The sequence below is a fragment of the Rheinheimera sp. WS51 genome (assembly GCF_050936095.1).
Lineage (GTDB): Bacteria > Pseudomonadota > Gammaproteobacteria > Enterobacterales > Alteromonadaceae > Alishewanella.
In genome coordinates, this window is sequence record NZ_JBOTRC010000001.1 from 416,484 (window position 1) to 437,305 (window position 20,822).

The following is a 20,822-nucleotide window of genomic DNA, read 5'->3' on the forward strand; positions in this document are numbered from 1 at the left end:
AGATCTTAGTAACGGTATTATTCAGATTTAAGCATGTATAAGAAATAATGCAAGATAAACTAGTTGTAAATAGCTTTAATTGAAATAGCGAACAAGCAGAGGAACGATCTAATCATGCATAGTTAGATTAAACTATGCATGGCTAAATAAGGGGTATATGAACTTATTTTGCTTAAGCAATATTGCTGTTATCGTTATGACAAGATAAAGAAGCAATAAATAACACTTTTTCTAAGGCGTATTTAAGGGCCAAATTAATTGGCTGCATTGTATTACCAAAGGCATAATCTACTTCTTTTAACGCTTCTGTTGCTACCATCATAAGCGGAGGCGGCGACGAGGTTATCATAATCAGGCTTTGTGCATATTGCTCTGGCAGATCAGCCTTAATTACTTTGCACACTGAAATAGCCGTTTTGCCTAATTTATCTCGAAAGCCAGCAGCCCCAAATACTCTGCAAATACTCGGTCGTTGTTGGTAAACAGTACAGTGCCCTTGTTTGCCATCAAAAGACTTTTTTTGATAAAGCATACAGCTTTTTTGTACCGGCTCAGTTTCTAGTTTATGTAAGAGATGCTCTGCGCTGCCTTGATCAAAAAAATATAATGCAAGGGGTAGCATTTCTAAAGGCGTAGACTCAATAGTGGGCTGTAGGCAGCATTCACCACAACCTGTACGACAGTTTAAGCCTTGTTGCTTTTGGTAGGTTGAAAATTTCTCAGTTATTTCGCCAAGCACAGTCTCAACACGACGCGATAGTTCACGTAGATGTAGCATAACACTCCAACCGAATGGTTTAGGCGATCAAATATCGCTGCGCATTTTACTGCTGAGATAAGAAATTCAGCAAGATATTTTCAATGAAAACAGCTGTTTTTTTAGAGTAAATTTCCTAAAGGTTGTGGACGTGCTATACCGTAACCTTGAGCATAATCAATCCCAAGCAGTTTTAACTCATTTAATATGCGTTCGTTCTCTACATATTCAGCAACAGTGCGCATTCCCATCGCTTGGGCTATATCGTGAATCGACTTTACAATAGCTTTGTCATAAGGATCGTCAAGTAAATCTCTTACAAAATGACCATCAATTTTAATATAGTCGGCAGGAAAGTTTTTTAAGTAACCATAAGATGAAAAACCACTACCAAAATCATCAAGTGAAAATTGACAGCCTTTTTTGCGGAAATGATTTATAAAATCAACAGTGTTTTGTAAATTTACTATAGCTACTGTTTCTGTAATTTCAAAACAAATTAATGAGTAAGCAATATTATAATCATGGAATAGCGTTTGCACATCCTGTTTAAAGTTAGCATCGATCAACGAGCTCCCTGATAAGTTTATACAGCATTTGCTTAATTGTTTTAAATGAGCTGGATGTTGTTGCAGCCAGTGGAAATATTGTTTAATAACCCAACGATCAATTAATGGCATTAAGCCATAACGCTCTGCTGAGCTCATAAAGCTATCTGGACCAATGATATTATTATCTTCGGTCCGTAATCGTAATAAAATTTCGTAATGTAAGCCTTGCTCCACTGCCGATATGGGCTTGATTATTTGCTGGTACAGCACAAACTGATCAAATTCAACAGCATGGCGTAATTGAGAAACCCAGTTTATTTCATTTTGGTGCCGCTGCGTATCTTGATCATTGGCGTCATAAAGCTGAATTCTATTTTGACCCTTTTGCTTAGCAATAGTACAAGCTGCACCAGCTCGCTTGATAACGGCATCTGGGTTAACATCATTAATTAAGGTTTCGGTTATGCCTATACCTAGGCTAACGATAAAAATATTATCCTGCCAAATAAACCTAAATTCTTTTATTGCATCCAGTAAGCGGTAGGCTAAAGCATAAGCTTCTTTTATGGTTTTGTTGGCCAATAAAACACCAAATTCATCGCCATCTAATCGAGCTAGGGTGTAGCGGCTATTTAGATGCTGTTTAAATAAATCACTAACCTGTTTCAGTAATGCATCGCCTGCATTGTGGTCACAGCTACTATTGATCAGCCTAAATTGATCTATATCAACAAAGAGTACGCAGTGAGTCGCTTTTGACGATGAGGTTAATAGATTAGAAATTTGCTGTTCAAAATAATGCCGATTGAATAGTGCGGTTAAAGGATCGTGATTGGCTAAATAATTCAACTGCTCATAGGCGTGTTTCTTATCGGTAATATCGATAACTGAGCCATGAATAATATTGCTATTACTATTAGGTGCCTTTGATAAACGTGCAGACATCAAACCCCAAAAAGTTGAGCCATCACCACGTAGCGCAGGCATTTCAAAGTTACGGCTATATCCTGTTTGTAATTGCGCCACAACTTCTGCTCGCTGTTGCTCTTCAGTATAAAAGATGCTCATGCCTTTTTTTTCGGTTGCTTTTTTCAGGCTAGCTAAAGAGTCATAACCTAAAATACTGATTAAAGCAGCATTGGCATTAATAAGCTGGCCATCTAAAGTTGTGATAAATAAGCCTTCAACAGCATTGTGAAATATATCATGGTATTGCTGTAGCTCTTTGACTTCGGCAGTTAACTGACTAATGGATTGATTTTTTGTGAGTCTTTGCAGATTAAAACTGGTTAGCGCTAAGCTAAACAAAATAACGGCTAGCAGTAAGTAGGGCCAATTTAAAATATTATTAAGGTAACCTGCTTGGGTTGCTGTAAGTAAAGCCGCGCTGAGGGCAGTAAGAATAGAAATCCAAATAAAACGTTTCGATTGATGTTTACCGGCGTTGATTAAACGCAAAGCTAAAAAGAAATTGCTAATTAATATCCAGCCGATACAGCTAAATAACAGTAGCAGTTTCAGTTCGCCACTTGCATAAAGCGGACTAAATAATAAAGTGAGTGCAGCTAGGCTGCTAGCAATATTACACCAACGCCAAAAACCGGTTAAATAACGTCGTAACGCATGACGAATGGCTAAATTAAACATCAACAAGGTTGCGCCTGTACTTAAGTATAACGTGGCTTGATTTATTTCGGGATGATTCGGCCACAAGGCTGCAAATGCCATCCCATTTAGAACAGCAAAGGTGAGAGAAAAACAAATAAAGAAGCCTGTGTTGTATAAGTATAATTTATCTCTGGTTTGATACAGCAATAGTAGGTTATAGAAGGCTAATAACCACATTACACCTTGTAGAATACCATCGAACATGGCAGTTTGTTGTTGATAGTCAATAAAAGCGTTAGGTTGCCAGATGCGAATATTACTCGGCACTATAGCTGCATCTTGTACTTTTATGTAAACATCTATTTGCTCACCACGGGCTAAGGTTAAATTAACCGCATAGCTGCGGTAAGGCAGACTTCGTTCGTAAAAAGGTAAATTATTTCCAGCCCTACCAAGTAATTTAATGTCTTGGCTTTGGCGATTAACTTGGTAAATCTCAACCAGATCAGCCGGAGGGAAATGATATTCTAAAATAGGGGTAATGGTATGAAACTGAGTATTAATTATTGAAGCATGGAACCATACAGCTTGTTTTTCCTTGAATTGCACTTGCTGTTTTTTTGTGACGGGCTGAAATTGATGATGGGCTGTGGTTGAAGCTAATAAATCATCTAATTTAACGTTAGCATCTGTAATTTGAAAATAAAGTTGGTTTAAGGTTAGGTTAGATTCGCTGTTTTTATTCAGCTGATTAACTTCAATCTGCAATGCGAATAAAGGAGAGGTAAACAAGAAGACATAGATTAATAGCAGCCTAAAACACACTTTCAAAGCAGCCTCTTATAAGATATTTTATAACAATAAGGGAAATGGTCTTTTTTAAACAGTAACATAGCTTAATGAACATCTGAGGGCAACATTATTTAAAGTTAGATACTTTATATTCATAAGTAAATAAAATTTGAGTCTTCTTCGATTTAGGTGTTTACTTATTGTTTCTTGTCAAAGGAAGTTAATGATGTTGCGATTCTGTCTAGGGGTGTGTGTTTTTATTTTAACCTCGTTCAATGTTGTTGCTGATGATATTAATGCCGGCAAAAGTAAAGCGGGGTTATGTAGTGCTTGTCATGGTAATAATGGCATATCAACTATCGCCATTTACCCAAATTTAGCAGGTCAAAAACAGCAATACTTAGAAAATGCTATTAAGGCCTACCGCAATGGCGAGCGTAAAAATGCCATTATGTCACCTATGGTAATGGGATTATCTGACCAGGATATAAAAAATTTAGCGGCTTATTTTGCTAGTTTACCGGCTAATGGTTGATTGTCGTTGGCTAAGAAGTCACAAATTTCATCAATAAAATCTGCGCCATAACGGGCAAGTTTTGTTTGGCCAACCCCTGTTACTGCAAGCATACTAGTATTATCTGTTGGCAGTTTTTGACACATATCTATTAAAGTTGCATCACTAAATACAACAAAAGGTGCTACATCGTCTCGGGCTGAAATATGTTTACGCAGCGCCCTTAATTTAGCAAAAAGTGCTCGGTCATAATGTTGTTTTATTAAGCGCTCAGGCTCGCGCTTACTAGCTTCAATTCTTGGTTTTGCTAAAGATAGCGCCATTTCTCCACGTAAAATTGAACGTGCCGCAGGTTGCAGTTTTAACACTGAATGTGCCGTGATATCTTGTTGTAATAAGCCAAAGTGGATTAGCTGGCGCAATATGCTTAGCCAGTAGTCATGGGTTTGATCTTTGCCTATGCCCCAGGTGGATAATTTGTCATGTTCTAGTTCAATAATTTTTTGGCTTTGGCTGCCTCGTAATACATCAATAACATGGTGCATGCCAAAACGCTGGCCGACACGATACACACAAGATAAGGCTTTTTGTGCTAATTCTAAGCCATCAAATTGTTGCGGTGGGTTTAAGCAAGTATCGCAGTTGCCACAAGGCTGTTGTCTTGCTTCGCCAAAATAATTTAATAGCACTAAACGCCGGCAGGTTTGGGCCTCGGCAAAGGCTGCCATAGCCAAAAAACGTTGCCAGCTGACTTCTGCGCGCTGTTGATTAGGCTCGGCATCTAACCAGCGTTTCATTCTGCCTATATCTGCAGGATCAAATAACATCATGGCTTCAGCTGCCACGCCATCACGACCGGCACGACCGGTTTCTTGATAGTAAGCCTCTATAGTACGCGGCAATTCATAATGGATAACAAAACGGATATTGGATTTATTTACTCCCATGCCAAAAGCAACAGTAGCGACGATTAGTTGATAATCGTCACGTTTGAAGCTGTCTTGTACTTTATCGCGTTGTTCACTAGTTAAACCCGCATGGTATGCCGCAGCGTTATAACCACGAAGAGATAGCTGCTCTGTTAGTTCGTCTACTTTGCGCCTAGAGCCACAGTAAATAATGCCAGCTGCGCCATCTTGGCGTTGTAAAAAACTAATAACTTGCTCTAAAGGATGAAACTTTTCTTGTACGGTATAACGGATATTGGGTCGATCGAAGCTGCCTTGATTCACATATGGCTGTTGCAAGCCTAATTGCTGCATAATGTCATGGCGTGTGGCTGCATCTGCGGTAGCCGTCAGCGCCATAATAGGTACATTAGCAAAACGTTGTTTTAATAAGGCTAATGCCATGTAATCAGGTCTGAAATCATGGCCCCATTGTGAAATACAGTGGGCTTCATCTATTGCAAATAAACTAACACCGACATCTTCTAATCGACTTAAAAAAGCCGGTTGTAATAAACGCTCTGGCGCGACATAGAGTAGCTTAAGCTCACCGCGGCGTAGCCGAGAGAATATCTGCATTATTTGTTCGCGGCTTAGGCTGCTGTTAATAAATTCGGCCGATATGCCATTGGCTTTAAGTGCGTCAACTTGATCTTTCATTAATGACATTAATGGCGAAACCACTATAGTCACTAAAGGTAAAGTTAGGGCAGGTAATTGATAACATAGAGACTTACCACCGCCAGTAGGCATTAACACAAAGCTGTCGCGGCCTTGCAAGGTTGCTGCGATCACTTCAGCTTGGCCATCACGAAATTGCGAAAAACCAAAAGTTTGTTTTAACAGAGGTAATAAATCAGCAGTCACAGAGCATAATCAATAAGTAAATTCTGCGACTATTGTAATGACAAATGGCAGAAAGTACATGCTTGCTAGAAAATGCATCTAGGGTTAACGTGAGTGATTCGTTTAATAGTAGCTAGCGCTAAGATAGATATGTCTGATAATGAATTATTACCCTTTATCGCCCAAGCTTTTGATCAAATGCCGTTTAATTGCTTGTTAGGTTTAAAAGTTACCCACTTTGCTGTGGATAATGTGCAAGTCAGCTTTGCTTGGTCAGACACCTTAGTGGGCAATCCTATGCAGAAAATTCTTCACGGTGGCGTTATTAGCTCGGTATTAGATACTGCAGGTGGCCTGATGGCGGTATCAACGGCACTGGGCCGTTTTAGTATTAATGATAAAGCAGAACTCGCAGCACGACTGAGTAAAATGAGTACGATTGATATTCGTACTGATTATTTACGACCTGGTCGTGGTAATACCTTTATTGCTTCCGCTCACGTTATTCGAACGGGTAATAAAGTCGCGGTTTGTCGAATGGAGTTACATAATGAACAAGGCGTGCATATTGCGGTAGGCACTGGTACTTATTTGGTGGGGTAATTAGCTTTGCTGAGGTTCTTTAGCAGTCCGCTTTAGCGTATAATACAGGCTCACCTTTCGGAGCCTCTGTTGATGTCGTTAACTAAACAACAAAAGCTTGGTGGCATATTTGCTGCCAGCGCTTATAGTCTGTGGGGCATTGCGCCCATATATTTTAAACAAATTGATACCATAGCTGCGGCAGAAATTTTAGTTCACCGTATTGTCTGGTCATTTCTTTTATTATTAATTATCGTGCTGGCGCTAAAACAGAGCCGTCGTGTGATACAGGTATTGCGCCAACCTAAGCAGTTGAGTATTTTAGTTTTATGCTCTGTTTTGTTAGGGGCTAATTGGGGGTTATTTATTTGGGCCGTCAATAGTAAACATATGCTCGATGCCAGTTTAGGTTATTACATTAATCCTTTATTAAATGTTCTGCTTGGCATGGTGTTTTTAGCCGAAAAATTACGCAAGTTACAGTGGTTAGCGGTAGCTTTAGCTGCCTTAGGCGTTGTTATTCAATTGATTACCTTTGGCTCTCTACCTTGGATTGCCTTATGTTTAGCCGGTTCTTTTGCGGTGTATGGTTTAATTCGTAAGAAGTTAGCGGTGGATGCAATTACAGGGTTATTTATCGAGTCGTTACTGCTATTACCTTTAGCTTTATTTTACTGGTGGCAATTCGCTGATAGTTACGCGGTAAATATGTTTAATAATCCGTGGCAACTCAATGGTTGGTTAATGGCAGCAAGTATTGTAACGACAGTGCCGTTACTGTGCTTTATTGCGGGTGCGCAAAGGTTGCAGTTATCAACTATGGGCTTTTTTCAATATATAGGGCCTAGCTTAATGTTTATTTTTGGTGTGTGGTTATATCAAGAGCCTTTAGTCATTGAACGGTTATATACATTTGGTTTAATCTGGTTTGCCTTATTGCTGTACTCTGTTGATGCTTGGCAACAAAGTAGGCAACGTAAACAATTACGCAAACAGCAAAGCCAATAACTGGTTACTCTAAATGAGTTGAGCTTAATTATTTTCTAGGAAGGACCTGCTGTGATGCCTGATTTACTCGATATTATTGCGATAACATGGTTTGTCTCTTTATGGATAGGTTATACCTGGTTTGCTAAACGGCGAGCCAAAGTACAAAGCTGTTTATCCTATGAATTACGCCGCAAACGCACAGACTGGATGCGCAAAATGCTATCGCGCGATAATAATATGCCCGATGTTGGTTTAATCTCTACTTTAGAGCGAAATGTGGCGTTTTTTGCTTCTAGCTGCTTATTAATTATGGCGGGTTTATTAACGGCTATGAGTTCAGCCGAGCAGGTTAGCGCTATGCTGACTAATTTAGTTCCGTGGTCTACAGCAACCGGTGCTGGGGTGCAGTTAAAGCTACTATTTTTGACCTTTATCTACGTATTTGCTTTCTTTCAATTTACTTGGTCGTTGCGTCAATACGGCTTTAGCGGTGTGCTTGTTGGTGCTGCACCAGATGGTAAAAATATGACCGATGATGAAAAGCAATTATACGCTAACCGCACGGCTAAAGTGTTAGATCAAGCCGGTCACTCTTTTAACTACGGCTTACGGTCAATCTATTTTTCATTAGCCGCGTTAAGTTGGTTTATTCATCCTATATTACTTATTATCGCTTCTGTTGTAGTGGTTGCAGTGCTTAAACAACGAGAATTTCACTCGGCAGTTTTAAAGGCACTACGACTTTGCTAAAGGCGATATTTAGACACCGCTGAAACTAAATAAAAATAAGCAGCTGTAAGGCTAATGACATTAACTTTACAGCTATTGATCAGATAGCTAATTAGAGCTAGCGAATTTCAAACGCTTTAATAACTCTTGTTACGCCATCGACATGACGGGCAATATTTACTGCAATATTGGCTTCTTGCTCGCTAACTAAGCCCATTAAAAACACTTCCGCGTTTTCTGTTACCACTTTAATGTTTAAGCCGCTAACTTGTTTATCTGCTAGAAGTTGTGATTTTACTTTAGTTGAAATCCAGCTGTCGTGAGTGCGGGTTGTCATAGAGGTATTACTACTTAAACGAATTTGATTCTGTACGCTACGTACGCCATCAATTTTTTGTAAAGTTTCAGTAGCTTGCTGTTTAACTTGTTCGCTGTCAGTTTGGCCAGTAAGTAATAAAATGCCGTTATAACTAGTCACATTAATATTACTGCCATTAGCTGTAGCAGGGTTGTCGGCTAAGGCACGTTGCGCCTTAAGCACGACATTTTTATCGTCTATCTGAGCCCCTAAGGTGCGTCTGTCATTGGCCGACGTCACGGCTGTTGCCCCTCCAGCTACCACAGCGGCTGCGCAACCTTGTAATAATGCCAACATTAAACAAGTGCTAAGTATTTTGGTTCGGTTCATAAGGCTCCCTATTGCGGAAAAAGTGTCATATCAGTTAGCTCACATAGGCTATGAACTAAAAATGTATAACATTCAAAAATACGTGCTCTGCGATGTGGCGGGACTTTTAACTCAATATCTTGCTGGTTAAGTAGTCCTGACAGCTCGCCACTGTTATCCACTGTCAGTGCAATAATTTTCATATCATTCGTTAATGCAGCTTCGACTGCTTTTATTAAGCTAGGTTCCGAGCTAGTAAGTGAAATGACTAACAAGACGTCATCTGCTTGACCCAGCGCTTTAATTTGTCTAGCTAAATAGTCGTTATCATGCTGCGGGTTGTAGTGTAAACCCGCATGGTGAGGTTGTAGAGCAACAGCGGGTAAGCAAGGGCGCTCAGTTTCAAATTGATCCAGCAGTAAAGCACACATATGGTTTGCTAATGCAGCAGTAGAGCCTTCACCACAGCAAACGATTTTACCGCCATTAATCAAACTATTTACCATCACAAAAGCTGCGTTTTCTAATGGTTCGGCTAAGCTTTCACCGCTGGCGATCATGGTTTGGATATTCTCGCTAAATAGCTGACGAATATGTTCTTGCATATGTAAATCCTGTTATAACCCGTCTTTTATTAGAGGTGGCTAGTTAATGGCATTGCGCAGCCATTGATATTGGTAGGGCTCATGGCCTTCTATGGCAACCACATCAAAACGACAAGCGACGTTGTTTAATTTATGTTGTTGTAGATACCACTTTGCCGTGCGTGTTAGCTTTTTCTGTTTAGCCGGTGTTACAGCTGCAGCTGCACCACCATAGGCATTACTAGCACGATATTTTACTTCGATAAAAACCAAATGCTTATCGTGTTGCATTATCAAATCAATTTCGCCCATTTTGCATAAATAATTTTGTTCGATTAAGCGCAAGCCTTGCTGCTCTAGGTAAGCAAGAGCAAGCAATTCAAACTGTTGGCCGCGATTATTCATAATTAATTACGGCTCTTGAACAGCAATTAAGCGATTATTGTGGTATTTGCCCCAGCTAAGCTGGCGGACGATACTGCCATTAGGGTTTAAGCGCAACTGCCCCGTTAGACCAGAGAAGACAATAGCGTTTAATTGTTGCTGTTGGCGTAAACTGCCAATTAAGCGATAAGCATCAAACCCCATGGCATACAAACGTTGTAAGCTCTCATCTTCGGTTGAGAATAACTGTTGATATTCATCCCGGATCGGCATGTCCGTTTTTACCGGTAACATCCATGGCATTTCGGTAAAAGTTAAACCATTTAAGTCTCTTTGCTCGGTTTTATCTAAGGCAGTGCTATGGCTGCGAGAGCTGGCATAAACGGGGATTTTAGGGGCTGTTTCACTAACCGATACATCAACAAATGGCTTGAATAGCTGGGTTTGCACTGGATCAGCAATTAAGTATATAGCGTCAATATCTAAGCGACTATGGGTATCACTATGCATTTTGACGGGGACTAGGGTATCTATTTGTTGAACTCTAAGCTTACTTTGCTCAGTTTCTAATAGTTGGTTAATTAAGGCATCTAAATCAGCTTTGTCATTAAACTGATAAAGCTGTGGTGCTTGGTGGCCTAGTTGCTGCCATGATTGAGAGAACTGCTGTTGCATGCGCAGGCTGATATTATTTGTTGCACTGATAACGACCGGTTGTTGATAATTTTTTTGCTCAAATAACAAAGCAGTTTGTTGCGCTTCATCTTCCATGCTCAAAGCAAAGAAAAATTGATTGTCACGTTTTGCCGTAGTTATATCTAAGCTATTTAAAAATAGTGTCGGCCAGGTCCATTGGGCTTGTTGGCTAATAGTATCGACTTGCCCTTTTAATAAAGGGCCGATAACAAAATCTACTTGTTCAAAGGTTAATTTTTCTATTAATTGCTCAGGGGTTTGTTGGCTATCAATAAAGATAATTTCTTTGCTATTATCTTTAGTTGCTGCAGATAAAATCCCGTACTGAATAGCTTGAGCATGCTGGCGGAATTGTCCTTTTAGCGGCAATAACACTGCAATTTTTTGCGGATTAAAAGGTTGTAACAACAGCAATTGTTGTACAGCTAATGGCATGGCAGCGGTGTCGGGCATCCATGGGTTAGCTAGCTGCCAATCAGCATATGCTTGCTGTAGTTGTTCAGGCTGGCCAATATAGCTACGGCTTAAATTAGTTAATGCTAGCCAGCTATTAGCGACTTTATTTGCTTGCTGTTGCAGGTTTTGTAATTGGCTATCTGTTAACGCGGTTAGGTTTTGCCACAATAAAGCGGGGTATTCAGGAAACTCGCTTTGGCTATTAGGGTAATCAGCTAATAATAGTAAATTTCGGCTCGCGGCCAAATGGCGTTGCTCTTTACTAAAGTATTGACTGCTAAACCATAGATAAGAAGCTCTATCTTTGGCATGTACTTGGTCTAATTTAGTTTCCTTTAATAAAAGTGCTAGACCTTGCTGCTGGTCGGTTGCAATGTAAGCTTGTAATAAAAGCAGCTTGTTTTGCTGTTGAATCAAAGGGTAGGGACTATGTTTTAAACTTTCACTAATTGCTAAGGCAAGCAAATAGTCTTGCTCAGTAATGGCTAACCTTGCTGCTTTTAATAAATGATAATGTTGAGGCTCGCCCTGATAATTAGCCGCTAAGCTATAGTGTTGGCGTGCAGTAAGGCTGTCTACTGTGGGGGGAGTAGCTTGGTTGGTTTCTCGTTCTTTTTGTTCAGAGTCAGTAAGCGTGCTACTGGGAGTACAGCCAAAAAGTATGCCGCTAAGGCCAATAAAAAACAACGTCTTTAATTTGCTGGAATTCACAATGCGCAGTACCATAGTTAGACAACAGCCAGATAATAGTAAAATAATAGTCTTATCTTACTGGCACTGTCGGGTAAGCTCAAATAAATAGCGATATATAATACAAAATGATCACAGAAACCGGTTCTTTATATGTAGTAGCAACGCCAATTGGTAATTTAGACGATATTAGTCAGCGTGCGATTACCACTTTACAGCAAGTGCAGTGGATAGCTGCTGAAGATACTCGCCATACTGGGCGCTTATTACAGCATTTGGCGATATCAGCACGTACTATAGCGCTACATGATCATAACGAAAAGCAGCGAGCAGCCAGTATTATAGATAAATGCTTAGCCGGTGAATCAGTAGCTCTAGTGTCAGATGCTGGCACACCTTTAATAAGTGATCCGGGTTATAGTTTAGTACGCCAGTGTAGAGAAGCAGGGGTGAGGGTTATTCCTATTCCTGGTCCTTGCGCTTTGATTACGGCCTTATGCGCGGCAGGCTTACCTACTGATAAATTTCACTTTATCGGTTTTTTATTGCCAAAAAGCTTACAGCGACAATCGCAACTTGCTGCTGTGCCTAATGGTGTTGGTACTATTATTTGTTATGATACTGCTCGGCGAATTAAAGCTACTTTACAAGATGTCGCACAGGTGTTTGGGCCTAAACGCGAGCTAGTGCTAGCCAAAGAATTAACTAAAACCTTTGAGCACCTTGAGTATGGTACTGCTGAGCAAATTACATCGTGGTTGGAAGCTGATCCGCAGCGTTGTCAGGGTGAAATGGTGTTAATGATAGCACCAACACCTAAGCCAGACGGTGATATCAGTGAAGCGGCGCAAAAAACGCTGCAATTATTACTCGCTGAAATGCCATTAAAAAAAGCGGCCGCTTTAACTGCCCAAATTCATGATGAGAAGAAAAACGCTTTATATAAACTCGCCTTGCATTGGGCTGGTACTGAGCAGTAAATCAGGTATAATCGCGCCGTGAGTTGGCTAAGGCAATCGCTGCTTGCGTAAGCAAGGGGAGGAAAGTCCGGGCTCCACAGGGCAGGGTGCCAGGTAACGCCTGGGGGGCGCGAGCCTACGACTAGTGCAACAGAGAGTATACCGCCGATGGCTCGGCTTTTTTCGAAAAGTCTGAGATCAGGTAAGGGTGAAAGGGTGCGGTAAGAGCGCACCGCGCGACTGGTAACAGTTCGTGGCACGGTAAACTCCACCCGGAGCAAGATCAAATAGGCTCTCTTTGGCGCGGCCCGCGTTGAGAGCGGGTAGATTGCTTGAGGCTTAGGGTGACCTAAGTCCTAGAGGAATGATTGCTACTCTGGCAACAGAGCACAGAACCCGGCTTAAAAGCTAACTCACACCTCTTTAATAAAGCCGCCGTTAGTCATAACGGCGGCTTTTACTTTGGTACTGTTTCAGATGCGTACTGGCTTAAGTGGCTGTATGCCCCCACTTTTTTCCACCAAAAAATTAACCTCGCTATAACGCTTATTTCTACTGACTTCGTTATCCGACTATCTGTAGGGTTTTTACCTTGACAATAGACAAAGCTGCACCCTAAACTGTATGTTCGTGGAGAATTGTGGGTAATTGTGGATCAAGCAGTTGTTTGATAGCAAAACCCGATGATGAGTTAACCGTAAATAATGCAGGTAACTTAATGTTTCGTGGCTCGTTTACATTGACATTAGATGTAAAAGGACGATTAGCGCTACCCGCACGCTATCGGGAAACCTTGCTGTCTGATTGTCAGGGCCATTTAATTTGTACCATTGATTTACACGATAACTGTTTGTTGCTTTATCCATTGCCAGAATGGGAAATTATTGAAGATAAATTAAATAAATTATCCAATATTGACCCTAAAGCGCGGCGCTTACAGCGTTTGCTATTAGGCCATGCTACAGATTGTGAAATGGATAAAAATGGCCGTATTTTAGTGCCTGCTTTATTACGAAATCATGCCGGACTAAATAAGAATATTCGTTTAGTTGGCCAACTTAATAAATTTGAAATCTGGGACGAAACGGCCTGGTTAGAGCGTGCTGCAGAAGATATAGCATTAGAGCAAGCTCAAGCCGGTGATGTTGAGTTATCAGAAAGATTACAGGACTTTTCACTGTAAATGACGACTTCAGCCCATATATCAGTACTACTAGAAGAAGCAATTCAAGGCTTAGCCATTAAGCCTGACGGTTGCTATCTTGACGGCACTTTTGGCCGTGGTGGGCATAGTCGTGTTATTTTAAGCCAACTTGGACCGCAAGGCCGTTTATACGCTATCGATCGCGATCCTGCGGCTATAGCTACTGCAGAAGCCTTTAAAGAAGATAGTCGTTTTCATATTACTCATAGCGCCTTTTCTGCTTTAGCCGATATTGCACAGCAGCAAAATATCGTGGGCAAAGTTGACGGCATCTTATTAGATCTAGGGGTTTCTTCACCGCAGTTAGATGATGCTGATCGCGGTTTTAGTTTTATGCGTGATGGTCCATTAGATATGCGAATGGATCCGACAAGCGGTATTAGCGCCGCAGACTGGTTAGCGCAAGCTGATGTTGAAGATATCAGTTTTGTCTTAAGAGAATACGGCGAAGAGCGTTTTGCTTGGCGTATTGCCCAAGCTATTGTTGCAGCTCGCGTTGAAACACCGTTTACCCGTACTGCTGACCTGGCCAAGCTAATTAGTGATAGCGTACCGAAAAGCAACAAAGAGAAAAAGCACCCTGCCACCCGCAGTTTTCAAGCTATTCGTATTTATATTAATAGTGAGCTAGAGCAAGTTAATCAGGCATTACATGCGGCGCTTAAAGTATTAAAACCGGGCGGCCGTTTAGTAGTTATTAGCTTTCATTCATTAGAAGATCGCTTAGTTAAGCAGTTTATGCGTCGCTTTGCTAAAGGTGAACCTGTCCCTCGTGGTATCCCACTGACTAATGCGCAAATGCAGCAACGTACCGAGTTAAGCTTAGTGGGTAAAGCAATTAAAGCTTCAGATGCCGAGTTAGCGGCTAATCCGCGTGCGCGAAGCGCCGTATTACGTATCGCCCAAAGGCAAGCCCATGAGTAGCCTTAGTTTACCGCATATTATTGGTCAGCAATTATGGCAACAGAAGTTTGCCTTGGTTCTATTAGTGGCCTGTATTATTACGGCATTAGTGATAGTGCATTTCTCTCATCTTAATCGGCAGTTAATTACTAGCCAAGATAAAATGTATCACCAACGTGATCAGTTAGATATTGAATGGCGAAACCTGCTGTTAGAGCAGCGGGCTTTGTCAGAGCATAGCCGGGTAGAGGATATCGCAAGGCAGCGCTTAAATATGATTCGCCCCAGTGGAGCTCAAGACATTTCGGTGACAATGCCATGAGTAGAAACAAAAAAGCACCACAGGCTAAAGCCAGAACCACACCGTCAGTATTAAGCTGGCGTTTTGCGTTAGTAATGGGGCTGATTACGCTGGTGTTTTTTGCTTTAGTAGCAAGGGCCGCTTGGTTGCAAGTTATTGAGCCTGATATGCTAATAAATCAAGGCGATATGCGCAGTTTACGGGTTGAATCTGACACTGTTATGCGCGGTATGATTTTAGATCGTAATGGCGAAGAATTAGCGGTAAGCGTACCGGTTGAAGCTATTTGGGCCGATCCGAAAATTGTTATCGAAAAAAATGCTGCAGCCGATGAGCGTCGATGGCATGCGCTAGCGGATATTTTGCAGCTTACGCCTGCTGAATTGCTAAATAAAATTGGTAGTAATACCCAGCGTCGTTTTGTCTATTTACAACGCCAGGTTAATCCTGCTGTTGCCGGCTACGTAAAGCAACTAAAAGTACCAGGTATCTTTTTTCGCGAAGAGTCACGTCGTTATTATCCTGCTGGTGAAGTAACCGGCCAACTTGTCGGCTTTACTAACGTTGATGATGTTGGTTTAGAGGGCATTGAAAAGCGGTTTAATGACTATTTAACTGGCACAGAGGGGCGTAAGGTTTTTCGCAAAGATGCTAAAGGCCGCGAAATTGAAGTAATAGAGCGCGAGCAAGCAGAGAAAGCGAGTAACTTACAGTTAAGTATCGATCAGCGTATTCAGTCAGTTGCTTATAGAGAGTTAAAGTCTGCTGTTTTATCTTATGGTGCAACGTCAGGCTCAGCCATGGTGGTTGATGTGCATACAGGGGAAGTGCTGGCTATGGTCAACAGCCCTTCTTTTAACCCCAACAATAGACGCAATACACCGGCCTATTTATTTAGAAATCGTGCTATCACTGATACTTTTGAGCCTGGCTCTACAATGAAGCCATTAGCGGTATTAAGTGCCTTAGAGTTTGGTGCGACAAGCTTAGACTCTATAGTAGATACTAGCCCTGGCTATATGCGGGTTGGCGGTAGTTGGGTACGAGATGGTGTAAATAATAAGCAGCTAGATTTAACCGGTATTATTCGTCGTTCAAGTAATGTCGGCGTCAGTAAATTAGTGCTTTCTATGCCTGTTGAGCATGTGTTGAACTTATACGCCAACATGGGCTTAGGTATTGATACCGGTTTAGGTTTAAATGGCGAAAGTAGCGGTATGCTAAGTCACCGCCATCGTTGGTCTGACTTTGAACGCGCTACCTTATCTTTTGGTTATGGCTTATCAGTTACAGCAGCTCAGCTGGCGCGTACCTATGCCACTATGGCTAACGGTGGTATTAGCAGACCGCTTAGCATTTTAAAATTAGATCAGCCGTTACCGGGTGAACAAGTTCTTAGCCATCAAAATGCATTAGCTATGTTAGAGATGATGGAAGCAAATGTATTACCAGGCGGAACAGCTACCAAAGCCCAAGTTAGAGGTTATCGTGTTGGTGGTAAAACAGGTACCGCGCGAAAAGCGATTGCCGGCGGCTATGGTGAGGATTATGTGGCCTCATTTGCGGGTGTTGGCCCTATTTCACAGCCACGTTTAGCCTGTGTTGTGGTGATTAATGAACCCGCTGGTGATTTTTATCATGGTGGTGAAATTGCAGCCCCTGTTTTTGCAAAAATTATGGGTGCCTCAATGCAATTGTTGAATTTAGCGCCTGATGCTGGTGAGCAAGTTCGTGTCTCTGTTAGTGGAGGTCGCAATGCGGGTTAATGCCAAAGAATGGTTGGAGCAGGTTTACCCACTTACAGACGATATTCTCGTTAATACGTTGCAGCTAGATAGCCGTTATGTACAAAGCAAAGATGTGTTTTTAGCCATTCCGGGTGTTAGCCAACATGGTAAAGATTATATAGAGCAAGCGTTAAAAAATGGCGCAGCCTTAGTATTAACCGATAGCGGCCACTATGAAGACGCTCGTGTATTAGTTCTACCTCAGCTAATGCAGCAGTTACCGGCCTTGGCTGCCCGCTTTTATCAGACACCAGCAGCAGAGATGACTTTAGTCGGCATTACCGGCACCAACGGTAAATCAAGCACGGCATTTTTTATTAACCAATTGGCACAGCAGTTAAAACGCAAGGCACAGGTTATTGGTACCTTAGGTTACGGTGACTTTAATCAGTTAACACCTTTAGCTAATACCACACCTCACTTTGTTGATATTCAAGCTATATTAGCTCAAGCCAAGGCTAAGCAAGCGGACTTAGTGGCGCTGGAAGTTTCTTCTCATGCCTTAGCCCAGCAGCGCTTAGCCGGTATTCAATTTAATGTTGCAGTATTTACGAATTTAACCCGTGATCACTTAGATTATCACGGCTCAATGGCAGAATATGGTGCTGCAAAAGCATTGCTATTTGACTCTGCAATGTGCCAAGCCGCCGTTATCAATGTCGGCGATGAATTTGGTCACCAGTTAGCAAATAAAGTTAACCTGCCTTGCATTGTGTATGGCACTCCTGAGCAATGCCGTGGTTTTAAACGCTTTTTAGCTTATTCCGATGTAGTTGCTACGCCTACTGGTTTTACATTTATTATCAGTAGTAAAGATGAAAGACACAGCCTGCGGCTACCTTTATTGGGTGAATTTAATATTCAAAATGTTCTTGCTGCAATCGCAAGTATGCAATCTTTGGGTTATGACTTAGCTACTTTAGTTAAAGCTGCTGAGCAATTAACTGCTGTACCTGGGCGCATGGAGCAGTTTGTTTGTGACAATGAATTTACTGCTGTTATTGATTATGCCCATACCCCAGATGCACTTGAACAAGCTTTAGTGTCGTTAAAAATGCATAGCAGCAGCCATATTTGGTGCGTGTTTGGTTGTGGTGGCGATAGAGATAAAGGCAAGCGGCCATTAATGGGCCAAGCGGCCGAAAAATATGCTGATCACATTATTATTACTGCTGATAATCCGCGCAGTGAAGATGCTTTAAGCATTTGCCAAGATATAGCCGCGGGTATCAGTGCTGATGCTTCTTATCAAATAGAGCCTAATCGGCAAGCGGCAATTAAGTTAGCGCTAACGACAGCGCAGCCTGATGATATTGTGCTTATTGCTGGTAAAGGCCATGAAACAGTACAAATAATTGGTCAGCAACAGTTAAATTACGATGAGCGGGCTTACGTACAGCAATTGGTTACGGAGTTATCAGTATGATTAGCTTAAGTTGCCAACAGATTGCACAGATTGTAGATGGCCGTTTAGTCGGGGCTGATCAGCAGATCACTAGCGTAAGTACCGATAGCCGCAATATTACCCAAGGGCAGTTATTTATTGCTTTAACCGGTCCTAATTTTGATGGCGCCAACTTTGTCGCTGATGTTAAAGCCCAAGGTGGCGCAGCGGTAATTGTTGAGCGCGCCGTTAATGTCGATATTAGCCAAATTATTGTTTCTGACAGCCGCCTTGCGCTGGGCAAGTTAGGGGCAGCGGTAAAAGCACAACTAAATTTACCTTCTGTTGCGGTTACCGGCAGTGCAGGTAAAACCACAGTAAAAGAGATGATGGCAGCCATTTTAAGTCGTAAAGGCGAGGTGCTGGCCACTAAGGGTAACTTTAATAACGACATTGGTTTGCCTTTAACCTTATTAGCACTTAATGAACAGCACAAATTCGCTGTACTAGAGCTAGGGGCAAATCATCAAGGTGAAATTGCTTATACAACACAGCTGGCTAAGCCAGATGTTGCCATTATTACGAATGTAGCGGCATCACATTTAGAAGGTTTTGGCAGCATTGCTGGTGTGGCAACGGCTAAGGCTGAAATTTTTCAAGGATTATCAGCAAAAGGTGTAGCCATTATTCCTGCCGATAGTGAATTTACACCAGTGTGGCGGCAAAAGCTGACAACTAAGCAGGTATTACAGTTCTCAAGCAGTAAAGTTACTGACTATTATGCAAGTGAGATTGCGCTAGCAAGCGACGGTTGTGCTCGCTTTATGCTGCATTGTCCGCAAGGGGAAATCGCAATACGGCTATCCTTGCCTGGCAAGCATAATATCAATAATGCTTTAGCTGCAGCCGCCGCTTGTATCAGCTTAGGCGCAAGCCTGACCGATGTGCAATTGGGTTTAGCGAATATAGCGCAGGTAAAAGGGCGCACTAATATTATGCAGCTAACAGCGGATGTTTGCATTATTGATGATAGCTACAATGCTAATGTTGAGTCAGTAAAAGCTGCTATCGACTTATTGGCATCTTATGCTGGCCAACGAGTATTAGTATTAGGTGATATGGGAGAGCTAGGTGAAGATGCGCGCTTATATCATGAAGAAGTCGGTTTATATGCAAAAAATGCCGGTATTAATTTGTTGTTCACTCTAGGTGTGCTATCAAGCAGTGCCAGTGACTTGTTTCAGCAACAAGGCGCTCACTTTAGTTCGCGACAAGCGCTTGTTACAGCCTTGCTCGCTATTATTAATGAACAGCAAAAAGTCACCCTACTAGTGAAAGGTTCGCGTAGCGCGAAGATGGAGTTAGTTGTGCAAGACTTGCTAGAAAGTTGTCAGCAGGAGAATAACCCATGCTAGTTTGGTTAGCCGAGTACTTAACTCAATATTTTAATGCGTTTAACGTCTTTAGTTATCTAACCTTTAGAGCTATTTTAGGCATTTTAACCTCCTTGCTAATTAGCTTATATTTCGGTCCTAAATTAATTGCTTATTTGCAAAAAATGCAAATTGGTCAAATTGTGCGTAATGACGGCCCTGAAAGTCACTTTTCTAAACGTGGAACGCCTACCATGGGCGGGATCTTAATCTTATTGTCGGTATTAATAAGTACCTTATTGTGGGCTAATTTAAGCAATAAATATGTTTGGGTTGTGTTATTTGTTTTAGTTAGTTTTGGTACTGTGGGCTTTATTGATGATTACCGCAAAGTGATCCGCAAAGATCCCAATGGGCTTATTGCGCGCTGGAAATACTTTTGGCAATCTGTTTTTGCCATTATGACGGCATTTTTCTTATATCTCACGGCAGAACGTCCAGCTGAAACTGCATTATTAGTGCCGTTCTTTAAAGATGTTATGCCGCAATTAGGTGTCTTATTTATCGCCCTTAGCTACTTTGTTATCGTTGGTACTAGTAATGCAGTTAATTTAACCGATGGCTTAGATGGCTTAGCTATAGTGCCTACTATTATGGTTGCCTCTGCATTTGCCCTTATTGCCTATGTTAGCGGTAATGTAAACTTTTCTGCTTATTTAAATATTCCGTACTTACCCCATGCCAGTGAGCTAGTGGTGCTATGTGCTGGCTTAATTGGTGCGGGCTTAGGTTTCTTATGGTTTAACACTTACCCAGCGCAAGTTTTTATGGGCGATGTTGGCTCATTAGCTTTAGGTGCTGTGCTGGGCGTGATTGCTATTTTAGTTCGCCAAGAAATAGTGCTGTTTATTATGGGGGGTGTTTTCGTTATGGAAACGCTGTCGGTTATTTTACAAGTGGGCTCTTACAAGCTGCGTGGCCAGCGAATTTTCCGTATGGCACCTATTCATCATCACTATGAATTAAAAGGCTGGCCAGAGCCTCGGGTAATTGTTCGTTTTTGGATCTTATCCATCATGTTTGTATTGGTTGGCTTAGCCACCTTAAAGTTGAGATAA

General features: G+C 41.6%; 19 protein-coding genes and 1 other RNA gene. 13 read left to right on the forward strand and 7 right to left on the reverse strand.

What is annotated here, in order from left to right:
* Window positions 1–172: 172 nt before the first annotated feature.
* Window positions 173–778 carry a YkgJ family cysteine cluster protein gene (locus ACRCA4_RS01980; RefSeq protein ID WP_433183395.1) on the reverse strand — a complete coding sequence of 202 codons (606 nt, stop codon included), beginning with the start codon at window positions 776–778 and terminating at the stop codon, window positions 173–175.
* A gap of 101 nt (window positions 779–879) precedes the next feature.
* A complete protein-coding gene (locus tag ACRCA4_RS01985) occupies window positions 880–3,741 on the reverse strand; it encodes an EAL domain-containing protein (RefSeq protein WP_433184396.1) in 2,862 nt (953 codons plus the stop codon).
* A gap of 190 nt (window positions 3,742–3,931) precedes the next feature.
* Between ACRCA4_RS01985 and ACRCA4_RS01990 the strand changes: the two genes are divergently transcribed.
* A complete protein-coding gene (locus ACRCA4_RS01990; protein ID WP_433183398.1) occupies window positions 3,932–4,243 on the forward strand; it encodes a c-type cytochrome in 312 nt (103 codons plus the stop codon).
* Here the strand turns inward: ACRCA4_RS01990 and recQ are convergent.
* Entirely contained in the window at window positions 4,213–6,036 is a 1,824-nt protein-coding gene (gene recQ / locus ACRCA4_RS01995; RefSeq protein ID WP_433183401.1) for a DNA helicase RecQ, read from the reverse strand. The genes ACRCA4_RS01990 and recQ overlap by 31 nt on opposite strands.
* Window positions 6,037–6,165: 129 nt before the next feature.
* Here recQ and ACRCA4_RS02000 point away from each other — a divergent pair, with 129 nt between their 5' ends.
* From ACRCA4_RS02000 to ACRCA4_RS02010, 3 genes are all read left to right on the forward strand, one after another.
* Window positions 6,166–6,618: a thioesterase family protein gene (locus ACRCA4_RS02000; protein WP_433183404.1), complete on the forward strand. Its 453-nt coding sequence runs from the start codon at window positions 6,166–6,168 to the stop codon at window positions 6,616–6,618.
* Window positions 6,619–6,690: 72 nt separating this feature from the next.
* Window positions 6,691–7,605, forward strand: a complete 915-nt coding sequence (gene rarD / locus ACRCA4_RS02005; protein WP_433183407.1) for an EamA family transporter RarD — start codon at window positions 6,691–6,693, stop codon at window positions 7,603–7,605.
* Between the two features lie 54 nt (window positions 7,606–7,659).
* A complete protein-coding gene (locus ACRCA4_RS02010; protein ID WP_433183410.1) occupies window positions 7,660–8,337 on the forward strand; it encodes a DUF599 domain-containing protein in 678 nt (225 codons plus the stop codon).
* A gap of 97 nt (window positions 8,338–8,434) precedes the next feature.
* Here the strand turns inward: ACRCA4_RS02010 and dolP are convergent, their stop codons facing one another.
* The 4 genes from dolP to ACRCA4_RS02030 are packed head-to-tail and all read right to left on the reverse strand — an operon-like array spanning window position 8,435 to window position 11,814.
* Window positions 8,435–9,004 carry a division/outer membrane stress-associated lipid-binding lipoprotein gene (dolP, locus tag ACRCA4_RS02015; protein ID WP_433183412.1) on the reverse strand — a complete coding sequence of 190 codons (570 nt, stop codon included), beginning with the start codon at window positions 9,002–9,004 and terminating at the stop codon, window positions 8,435–8,437.
* Window positions 9,005–9,012: 8 nt separating this feature from the next.
* Window positions 9,013–9,588: an SIS domain-containing protein gene (locus tag ACRCA4_RS02020; RefSeq protein WP_433183414.1), complete on the reverse strand. Its 576-nt coding sequence runs from the start codon at window positions 9,586–9,588 to the stop codon at window positions 9,013–9,015.
* Window positions 9,589–9,627: 39 nt separating this feature from the next.
* A complete protein-coding gene (locus ACRCA4_RS02025; RefSeq protein ID WP_433183417.1) occupies window positions 9,628–9,972 on the reverse strand; it encodes a YraN family protein in 345 nt (114 codons plus the stop codon).
* Between the two features lie 6 nt (window positions 9,973–9,978).
* A complete protein-coding gene (locus ACRCA4_RS02030) occupies window positions 9,979–11,814 on the reverse strand; it encodes a penicillin-binding protein activator (protein WP_433183419.1) in 1,836 nt (611 codons plus the stop codon).
* Window positions 11,815–11,921: 107 nt separating this feature from the next.
* Between ACRCA4_RS02030 and rsmI the strand changes: the two genes are divergently transcribed.
* From rsmI to mraY, 9 genes are all read left to right on the forward strand, one after another.
* Window positions 11,922–12,773 carry a 16S rRNA (cytidine(1402)-2'-O)-methyltransferase gene (gene rsmI, locus ACRCA4_RS02035; RefSeq protein ID WP_433183422.1) on the forward strand — a complete coding sequence of 284 codons (852 nt, stop codon included), beginning with the start codon at window positions 11,922–11,924 and terminating at the stop codon, window positions 12,771–12,773.
* A 19-nt stretch (window positions 12,774–12,792) separates the two neighbouring features.
* An RNA gene (gene rnpB, locus ACRCA4_RS02040) (RNase P RNA component class A) lies at window positions 12,793–13,172 on the forward strand.
* 298 nt (window positions 13,173–13,470) lie between these two features.
* The gene (gene mraZ / locus ACRCA4_RS02045; RefSeq protein WP_433184399.1) at window positions 13,471–13,935 is read left to right on the forward strand and encodes a division/cell wall cluster transcriptional repressor MraZ; all 465 of its coding nucleotides are present in this window, start codon (window positions 13,471–13,473) and stop codon (window positions 13,933–13,935) included.
* Window positions 13,936–14,880 (forward strand): 16S rRNA (cytosine(1402)-N(4))-methyltransferase RsmH, encoded by a 945-nt coding sequence (gene rsmH / locus ACRCA4_RS02050; protein WP_433183425.1) that lies wholly within the window; start codon window positions 13,936–13,938, stop codon window positions 14,878–14,880.
* A complete protein-coding gene (gene ftsL, locus ACRCA4_RS02055) occupies window positions 14,873–15,181 on the forward strand; it encodes a cell division protein FtsL (RefSeq protein ID WP_433183428.1) in 309 nt (102 codons plus the stop codon). The genes rsmH and ftsL overlap by 8 nt, the downstream gene beginning before the upstream one ends.
* Window positions 15,178–16,926: a penicillin-binding transpeptidase domain-containing protein gene (locus tag ACRCA4_RS02060; protein ID WP_433183431.1), complete on the forward strand. Its 1,749-nt coding sequence runs from the start codon at window positions 15,178–15,180 to the stop codon at window positions 16,924–16,926. The genes ftsL and ACRCA4_RS02060 overlap by 4 nt, the downstream gene beginning before the upstream one ends.
* Window positions 16,916–18,373 carry a UDP-N-acetylmuramoyl-L-alanyl-D-glutamate--2,6-diaminopimelate ligase gene (locus ACRCA4_RS02065; RefSeq protein WP_433183434.1) on the forward strand — a complete coding sequence of 486 codons (1,458 nt, stop codon included), beginning with the start codon at window positions 16,916–16,918 and terminating at the stop codon, window positions 18,371–18,373. Before ACRCA4_RS02060 ends, ACRCA4_RS02065 begins: the two co-directional genes overlap by 11 nt.
* Window positions 18,370–19,746 carry a UDP-N-acetylmuramoyl-tripeptide--D-alanyl-D-alanine ligase gene (locus tag ACRCA4_RS02070; RefSeq protein ID WP_433183437.1) on the forward strand — a complete coding sequence of 459 codons (1,377 nt, stop codon included), beginning with the start codon at window positions 18,370–18,372 and terminating at the stop codon, window positions 19,744–19,746. The genes ACRCA4_RS02065 and ACRCA4_RS02070 overlap by 4 nt, the downstream gene beginning before the upstream one ends.
* Window positions 19,740–20,822, forward strand: a complete 1,083-nt coding sequence (gene mraY / locus ACRCA4_RS02075) for a phospho-N-acetylmuramoyl-pentapeptide-transferase (RefSeq protein ID WP_433183440.1) — start codon at window positions 19,740–19,742, stop codon at window positions 20,820–20,822. The genes ACRCA4_RS02070 and mraY overlap by 7 nt, the downstream gene beginning before the upstream one ends.